The organism is Bacillus sp. CH_48, from assembly GCF_038008465.1.
Lineage (GTDB): Bacteria > Bacillota > Bacilli > Bacillales > Bacillaceae_G > Bacillus_A > Bacillus_A thuringiensis_S.
This window is the reverse complement of the sequence record NZ_JBBOZF010000001.1, coordinates 3,212,606-3,231,481: the sequence shown is the minus strand read 5'-3', so window position 1 is coordinate 3,231,481 and position 18,876 is coordinate 3,212,606. Positions and strand designations below refer to the sequence as shown.

The window sequence follows — 18,876 nt, the reverse complement described above, 5'->3', positions numbered from 1 at the left end:
TAAATCGTACTTCATTTAAAGTACGATTTATCTCCATATCTAAAAATAATTATTGAACATCGTATCCTTGATCTTCGATTACAGCAACGATATCTTTTAATGTTACAGCAGACGAATCGATAGTAACTTCAACAGTTCCTTCTGCTAATTGAACCTTCACTTGTTCAACACCGTTTAGCTCTTTCACACTGCTTTCGATAGCATTTACACAATGTCCACAAGACATACCTTCAACTTGTAATGTTAACTGTTCCATTTAAAATCCTCCTCTTGTTTATTCATTGTTTGTTAATCACAATTACATCTTACCATACCCCCCTAAGGTAATCAATGGTTTTATATCATGATTTTTCAATTATTTTCTAAAAGTTTATTTTACACACACTTTTTCACTACAATACACCAAAATCCAATATAAGGGTAAACAAAAAAACAAGCCAGTTAAATACTAGCTTGTTTTTACGCTTTTGAAAAACGTTCAAATACTGTCATTAATTCTTCAATTGCTTCGTCACCATTTCCATTTTTAATAGCTCCTGAAACACAATGACTCGTATGATTTTTGAGAACGCCCATTCCTACTTTTTTCATCGCTGCATTAATCGCTGAAATTTGCACTAAAATATCCACGCAATAACGATCATTTTCAATCATATTTTGAATACCGCGAACCTGTCCTTCAATTCTCTTTAATCTATTTATAATCTGTTCTTTTTCTTTTTCTGATCTATGTGTTACTGCTTCATTCTCTTTATGATCCATATTATCACCTTCTTAAAGTTTCTCTTCATCCAATAAAACAATTGTTTTTATGAGTATACCAATTATAGCATTAAATATCTACGCATGATACCCCATAAGAGTATATTTACACTTTATGCCTATTCTTAACAACTTATTAGCTTCTCAGCCTCAATTATCATGATACCCTTTCCTTTTTTCAAAAAAATAATAAGAGGGGATTATCCATCCCCTCTTATTATTCATCCATAAATACAAAAGTCTCAATTTATACGTGTATAAATTGAGACTTTTTTCCTTCTATATATAATTATTGCTGATCACATACTTTTTCATCATTCACTACTGAAGTTCCTTCCACGGTTACCGTATGAAAACAGTCATTTACACGAACTGTCACAACATTATCTTGCCGATCAATAACATGATATTCATTAAAATTTTTATTCAGAGCACTGCGAATTTGTTCTCCTTCATAAATTGGAATTCCATGTGATAAAACCCAAATAAGCCCAGCGATAGCAAGAATAGTTTTCATACGATCTACCTCCTTGAAAATATAGTGAACTTTTAATCCATGCTTTTGCAGCTCTACGAATCATGATTGGAATGAACTAAGCTTTTTTGGAAATAAGTTCATTTCGTCTATTTTATGTTTATGCTAATTGTGACCGAATTGTGACAACTTTTTGTCTCTTTAGACGAAAAGTTGAAACAAAACGTTCAAAAAGGACAATTCTACATATCAAAAAAGGTTATGGAACGTTTCATCCATAACCTTTTTAAGTCCAATCCTACAACTCATCCACCGTACTTCATGTGATCTTTGTAGAGTTGTTTTATTTTCATTCATTGACATCAAAGCAAAACTTCGAAAATACTTCCCACACAAGTTCATTTCTGCTACTTACCCCAGTCTTTTCAAAAATGGATTTTAAATGATCTTGTACCGTGTATATAGATATACAAAGTTCTTGGGCTAATTCCTTTGTCGACATACCTGTAAGAATTTTACGTATTACTTGCTTCTCACGTATTGTAAAACTATAAGCTTCCATAATAAGTGGAAAAATCTCTTCCGGTCTTGCTCTTTCGAATAGAACAATATAACCACCTTGAAAACTACTTGTACGTTCTAACTTACTAGCCCGAATGATTAAAAAATGGCCATAGGCTAAAGGTAGACAAACGTTTTCTTCTCTATTCATACACCCTACATTATACTCGTTAGCCTTTACTTTCGAACAAACCGCACGTATTGGCCTTGGTATTTCTTTTATATTTAACTGTTCATGCTTTCTAAGATTTGAAAGCCACTCGCTGCCACCTTGATTCCAATATAATACACTAAAATCCTCACTTACTATAATCGTACCTGTGCCTATCACCTTCTCTTCTGAAAAAGGTATAGAAACTGTCTTCTTTAAAGCCTCTCCAGCGATTGGGACTATCGTTGCTAAGTACTTACAATCATCGATATGAAAAGCGGGACTTATACTTCCTCGAAATAAACTAAGATGGCCATAACATTTCCCCTTACTCATACAAACGCCCCTTAATTCATCTCCAAAACTTGCTGGTTTTAAAATATTTCGGTATCTAGAGCTTTTCTTTTGTTCACCATTTGTCGCCATACTTAGAGAAGCAACATGAGGAGAGTGTTCTGTTAAACATTTAAATTTATTAAAATCATCTTCTAAAAATTCATTCATAAACAATTGTGGATGAATCTTTTCAACACTCTCATCGGTAAATGCCCCAGTAGATAAAAAAGAAATTGGGTCTATAGTTGTAAAACAAGCGGCGTCAAAATCAATAACTTTACGTATCAAGTGGAGAAATGACTCTTGAAATGATCTTATAGAACTTATATGATTCGCTACCATTTTAATTTCTTTCATTGTTTTTTCATGCATCCTCTTCCCCCCCAGATTTACGGGATTGTTCCCCTTCATAATTTCATTTCATAATAAACCTATAAAACACATACTTAGGAGGTTAAAAATGAATTGGAATGATACTACCGTAAATTCATATGAACAAAGAATTCCATGTAAAATCCCAGGCTACTACCACCTATATGAAATGATGAACCATTTTTTATTTACTACACTCCCTATAAAAAACATGAATCCAAATTTACTAGTTATAGGTGCTGGTGGCGGACAAGAAATTCTCTCAATAGGCAAACAAAATAACAATTTATCTTTTACAGGGGTCGATCCATCTGAAAGCATGCTACAGTTAGCTAAAAAAAGAATTAAAAACGAAGGCATACAAAACCATGTTCATCTTGTACATGGAACTATCCATACATTATTACCAAATCAGTTATTTGACGCTGCCACCTGTATGCTTGTCCTGCACTTCATTCCAACTAATAAGGAGAAAAAAGAACTTATTAATGATATTAGTAGTCGCCTAAAGCCTGGTGCGCCATTCTTTCTCTCTTCAATAAATGGTGTACCCCATACAAGTATGTTTTCTACACAATTACATGCTTGGCGCAACCATATGATGCAAAATCAAATTCCATTAGAAGATTGGGACCGATTTGAAAATTCTTTTGAAACAGAAATATTTCCTATTTCCGAAGCTAATTTATTAACCATTATGGAGGAATGTGGCTTTACTCAAATGACTCACTTTTTCACTAGTTTTTTAATTGATGGATACGTTGCCTTTAAACAATAAGGAAAAAAGGTAAGCAATTGCTTACCTTTTTTCCTATACGTAACTAATAAATCTCAATCCTTTACTTAAAGACGTCGGCACAACAGATGCATGATTCTCCCCTTCAGCTTCATAAAACTTAAATTTAAGTTTATCGTGGTTTACTTGGAGAAGGCGCTCTGATAATTCATTTGCACCTACAACCATATGCTCTCGTTCTAGTGACCCAACTGTAAGGAACACTCCTGTTTCAAACTTAGCATTGTTTAATTCATGTATAAGGTTCTCTTCTTTTTCAAGTACAGATTTATTATTCCACCATATAGATGGACTACTAATAAAATAATTTTGAAAAGCATTTAAGTTTGTAAATAGTATATGGAGAGCAAATAGTCCACCTAAAGAATGCCCAAATAACGTTTGCTTACCTTTATCAATCTCAAAATTCTTTTCAATTTGTGGTTTCAGTTCTTCTTCAATAAAAGTAAAGAAATTATGTGCTCCTCCTGTTTTAGGCCACGGTTTACCATCTGATTTTAAAGGAGCATCTTTTGAAATTACGCTAGGCGTAAAATCATAGCATCTTTCTTCCCCTGAAAATGCGCCTTCAATTGGATAACCCACTCCTACTATAACAGCTGGTGAAACACCGGTTTTTTCCGCTCTTACTGATTGTATTTTAACTGCTTCATGAAATGTTTGAAAAAAGGCATTGCCATCTAATACGTAAATGACAGGATATCCTGAATCCGGTGCTGGTTGCCTCGGCTTTGAAATATGAATTTGATATTCTTTACCTTTTAATTTTGAATACATTTTCCACTGCTCTGTATTAGATGTTATAATCTGCTGTTTTTCAACTGTAGTATTCACCCTATCCCCCCCTTTTTAACTTGTTACATATATTTCGATTTTTTCTTCTTGAGATACAACGCTATCATAACCGAAACAAACAGGAGCCCCGTTATACGGATCAATCATGACACGCGCATCAATATGAAATACTTCTTTTAACACTTCATTTGTAATGATTTCTTCTGGGCTACCAGTTATAACAATTTCTCCTTCCTTCATTGCAATAATTTCATCTGAAAACCTTGCTGCATGATTAATATCATGTAATACCATAACAACCGTACAATTATGTTCTTTATTTAACTTCTCCACAATTTGTAATACATCTAATTGATGAGACATATCAAGGTATGTAGTTGGCTCATCTAATAGCAACACTTCTGTCTCTTGTGCTAATGCCATCGCTAGCCATACCTTTTGTCTTTGACCGCCCGATAAATTTGCAATTTTTCTCGTCCGAAATTCAGAAGTTTTCGTTATATCTAATGCCCAATCAATCATTTCTTTATCTTTTGTCGTTAACTTATTTACGTTATTTCGATGTGGATAGCGTCCATAAGAAATTAATTCTTCCACTTTAAGTTCACCTGGTGCAATTGGCGTTTGCGGGAGTAAAGCTAACTGCTTCGCAATTTCTTTCGTTGGAATTGTATGTAAATCTTGCCCTTGCAAATATACTTTTCCGCTTTTTTGTTTTAAAATTCTTCCCATTGTTTTTAACAATGTCGATTTACCGCAACCGTTTGGACCTATAATTGTCGTTACTTTTCCTTCTTGTATTTCCACATTTAAATCGCGAAACACTGTAAGCTTTTCATAACTTGTTTCTAAATTTTTTGCACTTAAAATACTCACTTTTATTCCTCCTCTTACGCTTTCGCCTTATAAAGTAAATATAAGAAATACGGTACACCGACAATAGAAATAACGATTCCAACTGGTAGCTCTACAGGTGTGAAAACTGTTTTCGCAATAAAGTCTGAAGCAATTACAAGAAACATTCCTATTACGCCGCACGTAGGAATTATATACTTATGTTGAATACCGACAAGTCTTTTCGCTATATGCGGTGCCATTAGTCCAATAAAACCAATACTCCCTGAAACAGCAACACATGCGCTCACAAGTCCGATACTACTTAACAGTAAAATCGATTTCTCTCTTTCTACTGAAACACCTAAACTTGTAATACTCGTTTCTTCCAATTGAAATAAATCTAATAAATAAGCTTTCTTTTGTATAAGCGGAATTAAGATAATAAGCCATGGTAACATAGCCACAATATACTTCCAGTTTGCACTATATATACTTCCAGACACCCACACTGCAGCCATCTCGAAATCGGTTGACTTCATTTTGAGTGATAAATACATAGAGAATGCTCCAAACCCTGAACCGATTGCAATCCCTGTTAATAACAGTCGTTGCGAATCTAACTTACCGTTTTTCCAAGAAAACAAATAAATGATTAGCGCTGCACCTAATCCACCTATTAAACCAAACATAGGCATCATCATTATAGAAATCCAATCTGTGCTCTTTAGTTGCCCTTGAAAGAAAAACATAAAAATAACGATGGCTGTTCCTGCTCCGGCGTTTACGCCTAAAATACCTGGGTCTGCCAATCCATTTCTTGTAATCCCTTGAATAACGGCACCCGCAACACCAAGGCCTAATCCTACTAATCCAGCAATTACAATACGCGGAAGGCGAAACTCAAAAATAACTAAATCATGTTCTGGTACTGGATCAATTCTAAAAAGTGTTTTAAATACATCTGTAATCGTAATATCAAACGTACCATTCGTTAAACTAATGTAAATGGCACATAGTATTAAAAATACAATAATCCCCATCGTCATTCCAAAACGTTGACTTGAACTTTTAAGCATGTCTCTCTCCTCCTCTTGTACGAATTAAATAAAGGAAGAAAGGAATTCCAATTAAAGATGTTACGACTCCAATTGGCGTTTCAAATGGATAATTTACAAATCTACTTAAAACATCACATAACGCTAAGAAAACGCCACCAATAACGCCTGCACATGGCAAAATCCACTTATAATCTACCCCAATTATAAAGCGAGTAATGTGCGGAATAATTAAACCTACAAAACCAACTTTCCCCACTAAAGCAACTGCTGTTCCTGTTAAAAAGATAACTGATAAAATTGCCATCGCTTTAACTAGTTTTGTACGCTGCCCTAAATTAATAGAAACCTCTTCGCCTAATGAAAGAATGGTAATAGATTTTGATATTAACAGCGCTAAAATTATTCCAATTATCCCAAACGGTATCGTGATTTTAATGATATTAGGATCTACTTGATCTAATTTTGCATTAAACCAAAAACTAACATTTTGAGAAATTTGAAAATATGAAGCCATTGCAGCCGATACACTGCTTAAAAATGTTCCAATAACTGTCCCTATAATCGCTAACCTAACTGGTGATAAGCCATTTTGAAGGAGCGAACCAAAACCAAACACGATACCGGCTCCTAGTGCAGAACCAATCATTGAACATAAAACCATACCAATTGATGACATTCCCGGAAGAAAGATCATACAAAGTGTAATAACAAAGGCAGCGCCATCCGTCACACCCATAATAGAAGGGGATGCAAGATAGTTTCTTGTCATCCCCTGCATAAGTGCTCCTGATATGGCTAGAAATGCTCCGACTAAAAGAGCTGCAACTACCCTTGGTAAACGTGAAGTAATAATAATATTATGATTTACATCGCTTGAATCAAAATGCAATAATGCGTTCCACACTGTTTCAGCATCAATACTTTTCGCCCCATACAAAATCGAAAGTATAACTGTAAATAAGATGAGTATGGGTGCTATACATAATATGGTTACTGGTACTGCATTTGTTTTCTGCATATCATTCAACGCACCTTACTTATTGTATTATTTAGATAAATTTTTCACTGCTTCTTTTAAGAATGCTGTTTTACTCCAAGCAGTACCACCTTGTGCCATTGGATCTACAACATTTACAAATACTTTCTTTTCCTTCGCAGCATTCATACTTTGCCAAATTGGATTACTTTCAATTTCTTCTAACACTTTCGGGTTTTTATTTTCACTTGCCTCATATTGTAAGAAAATATAATCTGGGTTAAGTTCAGCAAGTTTTTCAAATGAAATTTTCTCTTGTGCTTTTACAGTTTTCAATTGTTCTGGAGCAGTTAGTCCAAGATCTTTATAAATTACAGGGTTGAAGTATACTCCATCTGGATATAAGAATAATTCGTTTGCTCTTAATCTAATGACAAGTACTTTTTTATCTTTTAACTTATCTCCTAGTTTTGCTTTTGCTTTTTCAGCGTCCGAATTGTAGTCTTTAATAATTTTTTCTGCTTTATCTTTTTTACCAGTTAATTCTCCCATTAACTTTAAGTTATCTTCCCAATTTGTTGAAACGTGTGATACCGGGAATGTAGGAGCTACTTTCGTAAACTTTTCAGCTGTTTCTGCTGGGAATTTCGTACTCGATGTAATAACATCTGGTTTTAATTGTAGTAATGTTTCGAAATTTGGTTGCATTTTCTCACCAACAGATTTCGCACCTTCTAACTCTTTTTCAAGGTATTTTGGTAATTTACCACCTACAGTAATGGCACCAACTGGTTTAATTCCAAGTACCGCCGCATCTTCCATTGACTCTAAACTAGCTGTCGCAATTTTATCTACTTTTGCTGGCACTGTATATTCTTTACCTAAATATGTAATTTTTCGTTTTTCATCTTTTTTCGTTTCCGTAGCTTTTGTCTGTTGTTTTTGCTCGCCTGAAGTTTTATCCGCACTATTACATGCCGCTAAACCTACACTTAAAACTGTAACCATCCCTAAAGTAAATAATTTCTTGTTCATCTTTATATGTCTCCTCTCGAATTTTCAAACTATATTCTCAATAAAATTTAACTATATGAACCTTGTCTCAAATATATATTTCATTAGATTAATAATTTTATCCAGAACTCATTCACGTTCACTTCCCCTAGACTATAATTCTTTTACACCTTCATCACTTGATAACCGTTTCTACTGATAATGATTATCGTTACTAAGTATATATTTAATATGAAATTATTTCAAGAATGATTTGAAAAATTTTAACAAACTGAATTAAAAAAAGAAGTATCCGCCTGATTTTAGGGAGATACTTCTTTTTTTAGAAATTTATATGTAATTCAACTGGACAATGGTCTGATCCCATTACTTCACTATTAATTTTCGCTTCTGTTATTTGGTCTTTCATTCTTTCCGAAACAACAAAATAATCTAAACGCCATCCGATATTTTTCGCTCTCGCGCCCATACGATACGACCACCACGAGTATGCACCTTCTTGATCAGAATAAAGGTAACGATACGTATCAATAAATCCTTCTTCTAAAATACATGTAAATTTCTCTCGTTCCTCATCGGAGAATCCAGGGTTTTTACGATTACTTTTTGGATTTTTTAAATCGATTTCTTTATGAGCAACATTTAGGTCTCCACAAAAAATAACTGGTTTTTTCTCATCTAATCGTTTGATATAGGATCTGAAATCATCTTCCCATTTCATTCTGTAATCTAATCGTTCTAATCCACGTTTTGAATTTGGTGTATATAACGTGATCATGTAAAAATCTTCGAATTCTAATGTAATAAGTCGCCCTTCTTGATCATGCTCTTCAATTTCTAAGCCGTATGTAACAGAAAGCGGTTCTTTTTTTGTAAAAATAGCCGTTCCCGAATACCCTTTTTTCACAGCGTAATTCCAGTATGTATAATATCCCTCTAGATTTAAATCAATTTGGCCACTTTGCAATTTAATCTCTTGCAGACAAAATATATCTGCATTAGATTCTTCGAGATATTCTAAAAATCCACCCTTTGCAATAACTGCACGTAAACCATTTACATTCCATGAAATTAACTTCACTTATAGTCCTCCTCTTGATGTTCACTTTCAAAGTTCATGCTATCACAAAATAGAAAAACAATCATATGTTCATCTTTGTAATCTTGCTCTTACATTTGTAAATACGTACATACGCACTTTATTCAGGTTATACTACTTTCAGAGGTGATGTTTTTGCACAATGAAGGGTTAACATTAACGAGTGAGTATTGGCATGCAATTATTCATAATGATTCTTCCTATGATAGCAAATTCTTTTATGCTGTGAAATCAACTGGAATCTTTTGCAGGCCATCATGCAAATCAAGAATACCGAATAGAAACAATGTACGAATTTTTCATCATGCAGAACAAGCATTAAGTGAAAACTTTCGCCCGTGCAAACGTTGTAAGCCAAACGGGATCACTTTACCTAATGAAGAGTGGGTAGAACAAATTAAAGACTATATCGAAAAGCATTATGACGAACCCTTAACTCTCGACATGCTTGCGGAAATGTGTCATGGTAGCCCTTTTCATTTACAGCGTACTTTCAAAAGAATAATAGGGCTAACTCCTATAGAATATATACAACAATTCAGGGTTCTTAAAGCAACCGAATACCTTTTACACACAAATCAATCTATTAAAGAAATTAGTACTGCTGTCGGGATAGAAAACCCAGAGTATTTCGCAACTTTATTTAAAAAGAAAACCGGATTTACTCCTACTGAATATCGAAAAAAGAACGAAATGAAAGAGGGATACGATAATGAATTCCTACAAAAATAATTATATATATTGGACGCTACTTACACATAAAAATTGGCGATTTCATATTGCTGCAACTGAAAATGGACTATGTTTCATTGGATCACAAGACGAAAACTTTGAAGAATTAAATATATGGGCTAGAAAAAAACTGCCCCAACATATATTGATCCATAGTCCAGATTACTTGCAAATATATACGAAAGAAATTATCGAATATTTAGAAAGCAAGCGAGAAACTTTTACATTCCCTATCGATGCTTATGGAACTAATTTTCAATCATCTGTTTGGAATGCGGTACGTGAAATTCCTTATGGAAAGACCTATTCTTATACAGAAATTGCTGAAAGAATTCAAAAACCTAAAGCTGTGCGCGCCGTTGCTTCTGCTATTGCTGCTAACCCTCTTCTTATTACCATTCCTTGTCACCGCGTTATTGGGAAGAATGGGAAACTAACCGGATTTAGGGGTGGATTAGAAATGAAGAAAAAATTGCTTACATTAGAAAAGTTGCAGGTGGAATTCATATGACAGCAGAATATAATAGCGCATTATCTATAGCAGTTCCAAAAGAATTTTGTTTCCAAGAAAATTTACGTTATCTATCACGTTCTAACAATGAATGTATGTTCCATATTGAAGATAACAAAATTTATAAAGTTATCCCTGTTCAAGATGTAAATCCTTTAGTTGAAATTAGTGTGAATACAGATGGCAATATTCAAATACTTTGTTTAGAAGAATCATACACATCTGAAAAATCGATACGTGAAGCTGTAGCTAACTATGTAAAAGAATGGTTTGATTTAACTACTGATTTAGCCCCCTTTTATACATTAGCTAAACATGATTTACTCCTTCAAGGACCAATTGAACAATATTATGGCCTTCGTACTTTAGGTATTCCAGACTTATTTGAGGCACTTTCCTGGGGAATTATCGGTCAACAAATTAACCTATCATATGCTTATACGCTAAAAAGAAGATTAGTTGAGCAATTTGGAAGTTATGTAGAATGGGACGGTAGAAAGCATTGGATATTCCCATCACCTGAAACAATTGCAAATCTACATGTAGAAGATCTCCAACAATTAAAAATGACGACTAGAAAATGTGAATATTTAATCGGTATTGCGAAGCTTATTACAGAGGGAAAACTATCAAAAGAGGATTTACTGCAAACACAAGATGTAAAGGTTGCTGAGAAACAATTAACCGCTATCCATGGTATAGGCCCATGGACTGCCAACTATGTTTTAATGCGTTGTTTAAGATTTCCTTCAGCTTTTCCAATTGATGATGTTGGTCTGCATAATGCAATTAAATTTATAACAGGTTCCGAAAATAAACCGACTAAAAATGAAATAAAAGATTTCGCGGCAAACTGGGCTAATTGGGAGTCTTATGCAACTTTTTATTTATGGCGAGTACTATATTAAAAGAACCAAGTAGCACATTCGTACTACTTGGTTCTTTTTTAAGCTTGCTCCTCAAAACGTCTTGCAATTTCTACAATAACTTGAACGGCTTTTTCCATATTATCTACCGAAACATACTCAAATTTACCGTGATAGTTTTCACCACCAGTGAAAATATTCGGCGTCGGTAATCCCATATATGATAATTGTGATCCATCTGTGCCTCCGCGAATCGGATGAATATTTGGTTCAATGTCTAAACTTTTCATTGCTTCATATGCAATATCAACAATTTCTCTTACCGGTTCAATTTTTTCAAGCATGTTATAGTATTGATCATTCATTTCTAAGACGACTGCATCTTCACCATACTTTTCTTGCATATTCTTCACAATATTTTTAACGTTATTTTTACGTGCCTCAAAATTTTCACGATCAAAGTCTCGAACAATATAATACGCTTTACTTTGCTCAACATCACCATTTAAAGAAAGTAAATGATAGAATCCTTCATAGCCTTCTGTATATTCTGGCGCCTCTTCTACTGGTAAATGCCCATTAAACTCCATAGCCAGTTTAGTTGCATTGCGCATTTTATTTTTCGCTGTTCCAGGATGTGTATTCGTTCCGTTAAACGTTAACTTAGCACCTGCAGCATTAAAACTTTCATACTCTAAACCACCTAATGGACCTCCATCCATCGTATAAGCGAATGATGCACCAAACGCTTCTACATCAAAATGCGCTGGCCCACGACCAATTTCTTCATCCGGTGTAAATGCTACTCTTATTTTCCCGTGCTTAATTTGCGGATTATGTATTAAATGGTTCATTGCAACCATAATTTCTGTAAGACCAGCTTTATCATCTGCTCCTAGAAGTGTTGTACCATCAGTTGTAATAATGGTATGCCCTTTATATGATGGTAATTCCGGGAACTGCTCTGGTGTTAACACAACATTTAGCTCTTCATTTAACGTAATTGCATTACCATCAAAATTTTCATGAATTTGTGGCTTGACGTTTTTCCCTGTAAAGTCTGTTGCCGTATCTAAATGAGCTAAAAATCCGATTACAGGAACATCCTTGTCCGTATTAGCTGGAAGTGTTGCCATTACATAGCCATTATCATCCATCGTTACTTCTGTTAACCCAATTTCTTTTAGCTCTTCCACTAATAACTTACCAAACTCAATTTGTCCTGGTGTTGTTGGTACTGTATGGCTTTCTTCATTTGATTGCGTATCAATTTTTACATATCTCGTAAATCTTTCAATAAGTTCTTGTTTCAAGTTCATTCACTCCCTTTTACGTTTCTCTCTCCATTATAATCCTTAAAACGAAATATTTTAACTTTTTTGACTGTGAAGATACATATTTCATTTACATTGTTAACATTTTTAAACGAATGATAAAAAGACATAATATTTGTACATTAAAACCGTAACAGGTAACATACATAATTATAAAATATGGGAGGTTTTAAAGATGAGGCTAACTCTCTTTCGCTATTTTCTTTTTTTCTTAGGATTAATTTTCTTTGGCCTTGGAAATGCTCTTGCGGTCAAAGTTAAATTTCTAGGCTTGCACCCTTGGGAAGTTTTAAATATGGCTCTCTACCAAAAGTTTGGATGGACCATTGGTACGTGGAGTGTCATATGTGGGTTATGTCTCGTTCTAATATCTTTACTAGTAGATCGAAAATATATAAATGTCGGTACATTTTTGAATGCACTACTTATCGGTCCCATTATGGACTTTTTCTTACAATCAAACATGCTTCCAGACGCTAGTAATTATTTATGGATAAACTTACTCATTTTATTTTCTGGTATTGCCATTACAGGTATCGGGGGAGGGATGTACGTTGCAGCTGGGATTGGCGCTGGCCCCCGTGATGGATTCATGCTTACTATTTCCGACAAAACAGGACTTTCTATTAGCCGTGCTAGAATCATAGTAGAATGTATTGTACTAGTTGTTGGATTTATGCTAGGCGGTCCTGTTTTCATCGTAACTTTTCTGTACACCTTTATTCAAAGTCCAATCTTTCAGCAATCATTTAAGATGTTTCAAACACTTTTACATACTTTACATAACAAAAAGAAAATTAGTGAACATATTTAAAGTACAGCTTAATGCAAATAAATTCACCCTATTTACGACTCCCGCCGCAAATAGGGTGTTTCTGTTTTTATCTCGCAATTTAAGAATATATACTACTCATTCACAATAAAAGTATATACATCATCATAAATACAACCATTTACTTTAATCACATACTTCCCAGGTTTATTAAAACTAATTGTGTATTTATTTAACTGAATTGCTTCTTTATCTCCAGAAAGAATATCAATACTTCTGCCACTTAATACATACAATTCATTTAGATCCATCGTTACATCAATTGTATTGAAATTTTCCACTTTCACTTGCTGTGCTTCCGCAACGCTTACACTTGGTTCTAAAAACAGTAGTCCACTTAATCCAATCGTCCCCGCTAAAGCAACTCCCGCAAACTTTTTAATCTGTTTCATTACAATGACCTCCTTATAGATTTTGCGTAAAGGTGATGTCCCCCTTACACCACAAAGCCTATATGTAATGAAATGAAAAGTAAACGGGGACTGTAAGACAAAATTCTACATCTTTTTCTCCTATTGAATATAAATCCAACGTTTGGAGTTTTGACACATTTAAAATTGTTTCCCTAAACCAATTCTCCCATAATTTATTCAAATACTGAATAATTACTTATTGATTTAACATTCTAAAAATAGTTGATAAAGATGCTTTCTATTCAAAAAAAGACTTTGCTATAAAAGTAACTTTTACAACAAAATCCATGCAACTAATTTTATTCCGCTTTCCATAATCTCTCTACATTCATTAATTGTTCTTCTTTAAACTCCATCTTATATATATCCGGTTTTGACGTATTCATTAAAAATTCAAAACCATATTGTTTATCAAAATAGTTCATCATTAATGTCATGACAAGCCCATGTGTACCAATTACAATTTTGCGTCCTTGAAAATCTATTAAGATTTCTTTTAATACTTTCACTACTCTTCTCTGGCAATCTGCATATGACTCTCCTTCCGTTCGTGAAAAGTCCGGATTAGAGAACATCTTCTGTACAAGTGGATACACCTCTTTGTCTGATATAACCTGACCCTCACTTGAAAACATACACTCTTTAAGATTTTCATATACTACTATTTCTTTTTCATGGAAATTAGCTGACTCCTCTATCGTTAACATAGCCCGATTATAGGGACTGGAAATAAAAGTATCAATTTTCTCCGCTTTTAATATGTCAGTTACTCTACGGGCATCCATACGTCCCTTCTCAGTTAACCCGCGCATTCTTTCATTTCCTTCTAGTTTTGGTGATTCACCATGTCTAACCATATAAATATATGTGCTCATAATTTCTCCTTAAAATTGTTTATTAGTTAATACATCACGTTCATTTATCCCATTTCAACACTTAAGTGTAATACTAAAATACTTTATAAAATGTGCTGATTTGTTCGTCTAATCCATTCTCCTACTAAACTCTCAAATAATTCAGGCTGCTCAATTTGCAAATTATGCCCTGCCATATCTAACACTGCTAATGTTGCCCTGGGATATTCTTCAATAATTTCTATAATATTTTGATAACCTACTGATATATCTTGTCTTCCAGTCAGTAAAAGAACGGGCTTTTCATATTTTTCACGCTGAAAATCCATAGTAAGAGAGTAATTCTTTTGCAACCTTTCAATAAATTCATAATTAGCAACATCTAACCCAGGCTTAATTTCTTCTTTAAATCGCGTATATGTATATTCATTTGCTATTACAGCTAACTCACAAAATTTCTCTCTTTCCGTGGAAGTAAGCGTATTTAAAAATTCCTCATCTTGTACAATTACCTGTTTATCTGGAAGAATCCTTTTTTCTGGCTCCGCTACAACAACAGGACATACTAATAGTAATCCGCTAACTCTCTCAAACATCTTTGTAAGTATACCTTTGGCTAAATAGCCTCCATATGATTCTCCTACCAATAAAAATTTTTCAGTAGAAATGATTTCCTCAATAAATGTGATAAGCACTTCTACTATACGATCTGAACTATTTATCCAATTTGGAGCGTTCGATTTCCCCATACCAGGTAAATCAATATATATTCGCTTATAACCTTCATATTTCTGAAATACTGATTCCATACATTTCATCATTAACCTATGATCAGGGGCGCAGCCATGTATGATAATGACCGGTTTACCCTCTCCCACAATTTCATAGTATATTTCTGCATCTTTAATTCGATATATCATAAAAAAACCTCCCTATTTAGTGGCAATACTATCCACTCTGTAAGAATACACGTTCTTATTTTATATCCTTCCCCTATATTTTCACAAATGTTAATTTTCAGATTTAAAATAAAAATCTCGCCTAAAAAATCCTCATCATTTTATATGCAATTTTGCATCTCCACTTACAAATCACTAAAAAAACTTTACAATTCAAAGGATGACTAAATATACAATTTCTATTTAAAATCTTGATACAGTCTATACTATCAACCACAATGTTTTTTTAACTTTAAGAATACTTACACTATTTAACACTTTCCTTATAAACATGATTTTTATAAGGAAATCTGATACAATTCTTAAATAATATTATTATGTATAGATATAACGAACATAGTACATAATTAAAGAAGGTGATTTCATTGAAATTAAATAAAAATTTACAATTATGTATATTAATTGGGACATTAATATGCTATTCAATCTATTTTATGTTTTTCTATCTGTTCCCTACTCATTTTTCAAATTCAGATGTACGCTTCGCTTCACTTATCGTTGAAGCCATTACATTTGTATCACTGATTTACTCTATATATTCTAAAAAAGTCAGTTCAAATCCGTTTTGGATATGTATTACAATAGCAATTGGTAGTTTTTTATTAGGGAAAATAGTATATACATATCAGGATAGCTTCTTCGAAATTCCAATACATCGTTTTACTGTTTCTGATGTATTTTACATGTTTTTTCTATTTTTCTGTCTTATCGCTTTCTGCTATAAAATTTTAAAGGAATGCAATAAATGGGGAAAAGCGTTCTTTATTTGTGATATATGCATAGTGCTTACTTCCATATTTACATTAGAATGGTATTTATTTAACCAACCAAGTTTAAATATATTCTCTCTTTCACTAGGAGATGTTTTCCTTTCATTTTTATACCCAATTGCAGATTTATTATTTCTGCTGCTAGGTGTTAGTCTCTTTTTCCGTCCAACAATTTTTAAATCCAAACGGAAAATTTATATCTTTATTTTTGTATTAATAAGTTCTGCAACTTTTAACTATATTTATTTTTACTTAAATAACCACTTATCAACTGAAACGATAACATTATTACGTCTTTTATATAGAATACCTATATTACTTATTGCAATAGCTGGCTCTATTCCAGAAGATCATAATAGCCATAAAAATTATTTCATTGTAAACCCTATAATAGGAAAAAAAGCTTTAGTTGTATTTCCCTATCTTGCTGTTGCAATACTAATCGGGTTTACATTAAAAGAACAAACATCATCTTCAACTCTCATTACAGGAAATTGTATTACTTTTATTTTCGTACTCATTCGTCATTCTATCGTACGTATGCAAAACAATTCCTTAACAAAACGTTTGCAGGCATTTAATGCCCAACTAGAAGAAAAAGTTACTTTACGGACGTCTGATTTAGTTCATAAATCAGAGGCTCTTTCTCAAAAACAACAAAAGTTTAAATCATTATATGAATATCATCCTGACCCTATTTTCACCATTGATTTAAATGGAATATTCTTAAATGTAAATAAGGCTGGGAGTGTACTACTTGGTGCACCAACGGATGAGTTACTAGGTGAAACTTGTTTTTCGATTATTTTAGATGAAGATAAGCATAAGCTAGCATTGGCATTAGAGAAAGTGAAACAACAAGAATCGGCATCCTTACAACTTAGTTCTCAATATAAAGATGGCTTTACTTATTTTTTATACGTTACAATCATTCCTATTATAATAGACGGACAAATTTCAGGAAGCTATATTATGGTGAAAGATATTACTGCACTAAAAAAACAGCAAGAAGAAATTAAATATTTAGCATTCCATGACACAGTAACGAAAATTGGGAACCGTGCCTTTTTTCATAAAAAATTAAAGAGAGTTATAAAAAATGCTAAAATAGCAGAAAGCGAGTTTGCATTATTATATTTAGATTTAGATCGCTTTAAAGCAATTAACGATACACTTGGACATTCGTCAGGAGATTACATATTAGAAGAAGTAGCAAAGCGATTCCAATCATGTCTTCCATCACATACTCATCTTTCAAGAATCGGTGGCGATGAATTTACAATCATAATTGAAAACTATACTGACGAAGATTACTTATTCCAATTATGTAACCAATTATTTGAATGCATGAAAAAATCATTTATCATACATGAGCATAAATTAACTTTATCACTGAGTATCGGCATCGCTATTTATCCACATTCCGGAATCGATACCGCTACACTCCTGAAAAACGCCAATGTTGCAATGTATGATGCAAAAGCAAAAGAACTTAACTCTCTCTCTATTTATGACGATGTAATCGCTAAAAAAATTGAAAGACGATTACGATTAGAAAAAGATTTACCAAACGCACTACAAAATGAAGAATTGTTCCTTTTGTATCAACCTCAAGTTGATAGTGAATCTAATAAAATCATCGGTGCAGAAGCTTTAATTAGGTGGAATCATCCTGAATTAGGTATTATTTCTCCATACGAGTTTATTCCGATTGCAGAAGAAACACTACAAATTATTTCAATAGGAAAATGGACATTAGAGCAGGCTTGTAAGCAAATGAAACGTTGGCACGGACTCGGATATTCACATTTAAAAATAGGTGTAAATTTATCTGCTAAAGAATTTGAACAAGAGGATTTTGTAAGGTCTATTTCTTCTACTTTAACAAATACAGGTTTACCAGCAAGCTCTCTTGATCTTGAATTAACAGAGCGAATTGCAATGATGGATGAACGAGAAACATTGATAAAACTGCGTACACTAAAAAGTCTAGGGATTCACATTTCAATCGACGACTTTGGTACAGGTTATTCTTCGCTAGCCTACTTACCTTTATATCCAATTGATACATTAAAAATTCCGAGAGAATTTATTACAATGTCTGAAACATGTGATGATGGAATGGAAATTATTAAAACAATCATCACATTAGCAAATACACTAGGAATGTCTGTCATTGCTGAAGGTGTAGAAACGAAAGAGCACGTAAATTTCCTTCAAAAAAATAAATGTCAGTTTATTCAAGGTTATTATTACAGTAAGCCTATTCATATTGATGCATTTACTGAGCTATTAGAAAACGGCATTCACCCATATTACATAGCTAATTGGAATAACTAACAATAAATTTGAACAAATATAGTAAAAAGGAAA

General features: G+C 33.3%; 20 protein-coding genes. 6 read left to right on the top strand and 14 right to left on the bottom strand.

All coding sequences use genetic code 11. The features are described from left to right. Positions 1–49: 49 nt before the first annotated feature. The 4 genes from copZ to N2V92_RS16330 form a co-directional block, all read right to left on the bottom strand. Positions 50–256, bottom strand: a complete 207-nt coding sequence (gene copZ, locus N2V92_RS16345) for a copper chaperone CopZ (RefSeq protein ID WP_000436973.1) — start codon at positions 254–256, stop codon at positions 50–52. Positions 257–459: 203 nt separating this feature from the next. Next, positions 460–762: a metal-sensing transcriptional repressor gene (locus N2V92_RS16340; protein WP_000349643.1), complete on the bottom strand. Its 303-nt coding sequence runs from the start codon at positions 760–762 to the stop codon at positions 460–462. Positions 763–1,051: 289 nt separating this feature from the next. Then, positions 1,052–1,279 carry a hypothetical protein gene (locus tag N2V92_RS16335; RefSeq protein ID WP_000849105.1) on the bottom strand — a complete coding sequence of 76 codons (228 nt, stop codon included), beginning with the start codon at positions 1,277–1,279 and terminating at the stop codon, positions 1,052–1,054. A 307-nt stretch (positions 1,280–1,586) separates the two neighbouring features. Beyond that, entirely contained in the window at positions 1,587–2,657 is a 1,071-nt protein-coding gene (locus N2V92_RS16330; RefSeq protein WP_000544759.1) for a helix-turn-helix transcriptional regulator, read from the bottom strand. 88 nt (positions 2,658–2,745) lie between these two features. Here N2V92_RS16330 and N2V92_RS16325 point away from each other — a divergent pair, with 88 nt between their 5' ends. Next, the gene (locus N2V92_RS16325; protein WP_016077362.1) at positions 2,746–3,435 is read left to right on the top strand and encodes a class I SAM-dependent methyltransferase; all 690 of its coding nucleotides are present in this window, start codon (positions 2,746–2,748) and stop codon (positions 3,433–3,435) included. 33 nt (positions 3,436–3,468) lie between these two features. On the opposite strand, the gene N2V92_RS16320 is transcribed toward N2V92_RS16325, so the two are convergent. The 6 genes from N2V92_RS16320 to N2V92_RS16295 form a co-directional block, all read right to left on the bottom strand. Continuing rightward, positions 3,469–4,287: an alpha/beta hydrolase gene (locus N2V92_RS16320; RefSeq protein WP_016077361.1), complete on the bottom strand. Its 819-nt coding sequence runs from the start codon at positions 4,285–4,287 to the stop codon at positions 3,469–3,471. Between the two features lie 15 nt (positions 4,288–4,302). Further along, the gene (locus tag N2V92_RS16315) at positions 4,303–5,124 is read right to left on the bottom strand and encodes an ABC transporter ATP-binding protein (protein WP_016077360.1); all 822 of its coding nucleotides are present in this window, start codon (positions 5,122–5,124) and stop codon (positions 4,303–4,305) included. A 14-nt stretch (positions 5,125–5,138) separates the two neighbouring features. Beyond that, a complete protein-coding gene (locus N2V92_RS16310) occupies positions 5,139–6,161 on the bottom strand; it encodes a FecCD family ABC transporter permease (RefSeq protein WP_000920455.1) in 1,023 nt (340 codons plus the stop codon). Beyond that, entirely contained in the window at positions 6,154–7,161 is a 1,008-nt protein-coding gene (locus N2V92_RS16305) for a FecCD family ABC transporter permease (protein ID WP_170264799.1), read from the bottom strand. The genes N2V92_RS16310 and N2V92_RS16305 overlap by 8 nt, the downstream gene beginning before the upstream one ends. Before the next feature lie 27 nt (positions 7,162–7,188). Then, complete coding sequence (locus tag N2V92_RS16300) at positions 7,189–8,154, bottom strand: iron-hydroxamate ABC transporter substrate-binding protein (RefSeq protein ID WP_001035504.1); 966 nt, start codon at positions 8,152–8,154, stop codon at positions 7,189–7,191. A gap of 301 nt (positions 8,155–8,455) precedes the next feature. Then, entirely contained in the window at positions 8,456–9,214 is a 759-nt protein-coding gene (locus N2V92_RS16295; protein WP_000767606.1) for an exodeoxyribonuclease III, read from the bottom strand. Between the two features lie 153 nt (positions 9,215–9,367). On the opposite strand from N2V92_RS16295, the gene N2V92_RS16290 reads away from it, so the two are divergent. From N2V92_RS16290 to N2V92_RS16280, 3 genes are read left to right on the top strand one after another with little or no spacing between them, the layout of a single operon-like run. Next, on the top strand, positions 9,368–9,964 hold the full coding sequence (locus N2V92_RS16290) for a bifunctional transcriptional activator/DNA repair enzyme AdaA (protein WP_016077359.1): 597 nt from the start codon (positions 9,368–9,370) through the stop codon (positions 9,962–9,964). After that, positions 9,945–10,475, top strand: coding sequence for a methylated-DNA--[protein]-cysteine S-methyltransferase (locus N2V92_RS16285; protein ID WP_001089834.1), 531 nt, complete (start codon positions 9,945–9,947; stop codon positions 10,473–10,475). Before N2V92_RS16290 ends, N2V92_RS16285 begins: the two co-directional genes overlap by 20 nt. Beyond that, complete coding sequence (locus N2V92_RS16280; RefSeq protein WP_000123502.1) at positions 10,472–11,383, top strand: DNA-3-methyladenine glycosylase 2; 912 nt, start codon at positions 10,472–10,474, stop codon at positions 11,381–11,383. Before N2V92_RS16285 ends, N2V92_RS16280 begins: the two co-directional genes overlap by 4 nt. Positions 11,384–11,421: 38 nt before the next feature. Here the strand turns inward: N2V92_RS16280 and pepT are convergent, their stop codons facing one another. After that, on the bottom strand, positions 11,422–12,654 hold the full coding sequence (gene pepT / locus N2V92_RS16275) for a peptidase T (protein ID WP_000807013.1): 1,233 nt from the start codon (positions 12,652–12,654) through the stop codon (positions 11,422–11,424). 196 nt (positions 12,655–12,850) lie between these two features. On the opposite strand from pepT, the gene N2V92_RS16270 reads away from it, so the two are divergent. After that, positions 12,851–13,489 carry a YczE/YyaS/YitT family protein gene (locus N2V92_RS16270; protein WP_001241258.1) on the top strand — a complete coding sequence of 213 codons (639 nt, stop codon included), beginning with the start codon at positions 12,851–12,853 and terminating at the stop codon, positions 13,487–13,489. 92 nt (positions 13,490–13,581) lie between these two features. Here the strand turns inward: N2V92_RS16270 and N2V92_RS16265 are convergent, their stop codons facing one another. The 3 genes from N2V92_RS16265 to N2V92_RS16255 all read right to left on the bottom strand — a co-directional run bounded on the left by N2V92_RS16265 (position 13,582) and on the right by N2V92_RS16255 (position 15,694). After that, complete coding sequence (locus N2V92_RS16265) at positions 13,582–13,899, bottom strand: hypothetical protein (RefSeq protein ID WP_000809494.1); 318 nt, start codon at positions 13,897–13,899, stop codon at positions 13,582–13,584. Between the two features lie 320 nt (positions 13,900–14,219). Then, on the bottom strand, positions 14,220–14,795 hold the full coding sequence (locus N2V92_RS16260) for a histidine phosphatase family protein (protein ID WP_000109172.1): 576 nt from the start codon (positions 14,793–14,795) through the stop codon (positions 14,220–14,222). Positions 14,796–14,878: 83 nt separating this feature from the next. After that, complete coding sequence (locus tag N2V92_RS16255) at positions 14,879–15,694, bottom strand: alpha/beta fold hydrolase (RefSeq protein WP_000640338.1); 816 nt, start codon at positions 15,692–15,694, stop codon at positions 14,879–14,881. A 404-nt stretch (positions 15,695–16,098) separates the two neighbouring features. On the opposite strand from N2V92_RS16255, the gene N2V92_RS16250 reads away from it, so the two are divergent. Beyond that, the gene (locus N2V92_RS16250; protein WP_170264798.1) at positions 16,099–18,843 is read left to right on the top strand and encodes a sensor domain-containing protein; all 2,745 of its coding nucleotides are present in this window, start codon (positions 16,099–16,101) and stop codon (positions 18,841–18,843) included. Positions 18,844–18,876: the final 33 nt, after the last annotated feature.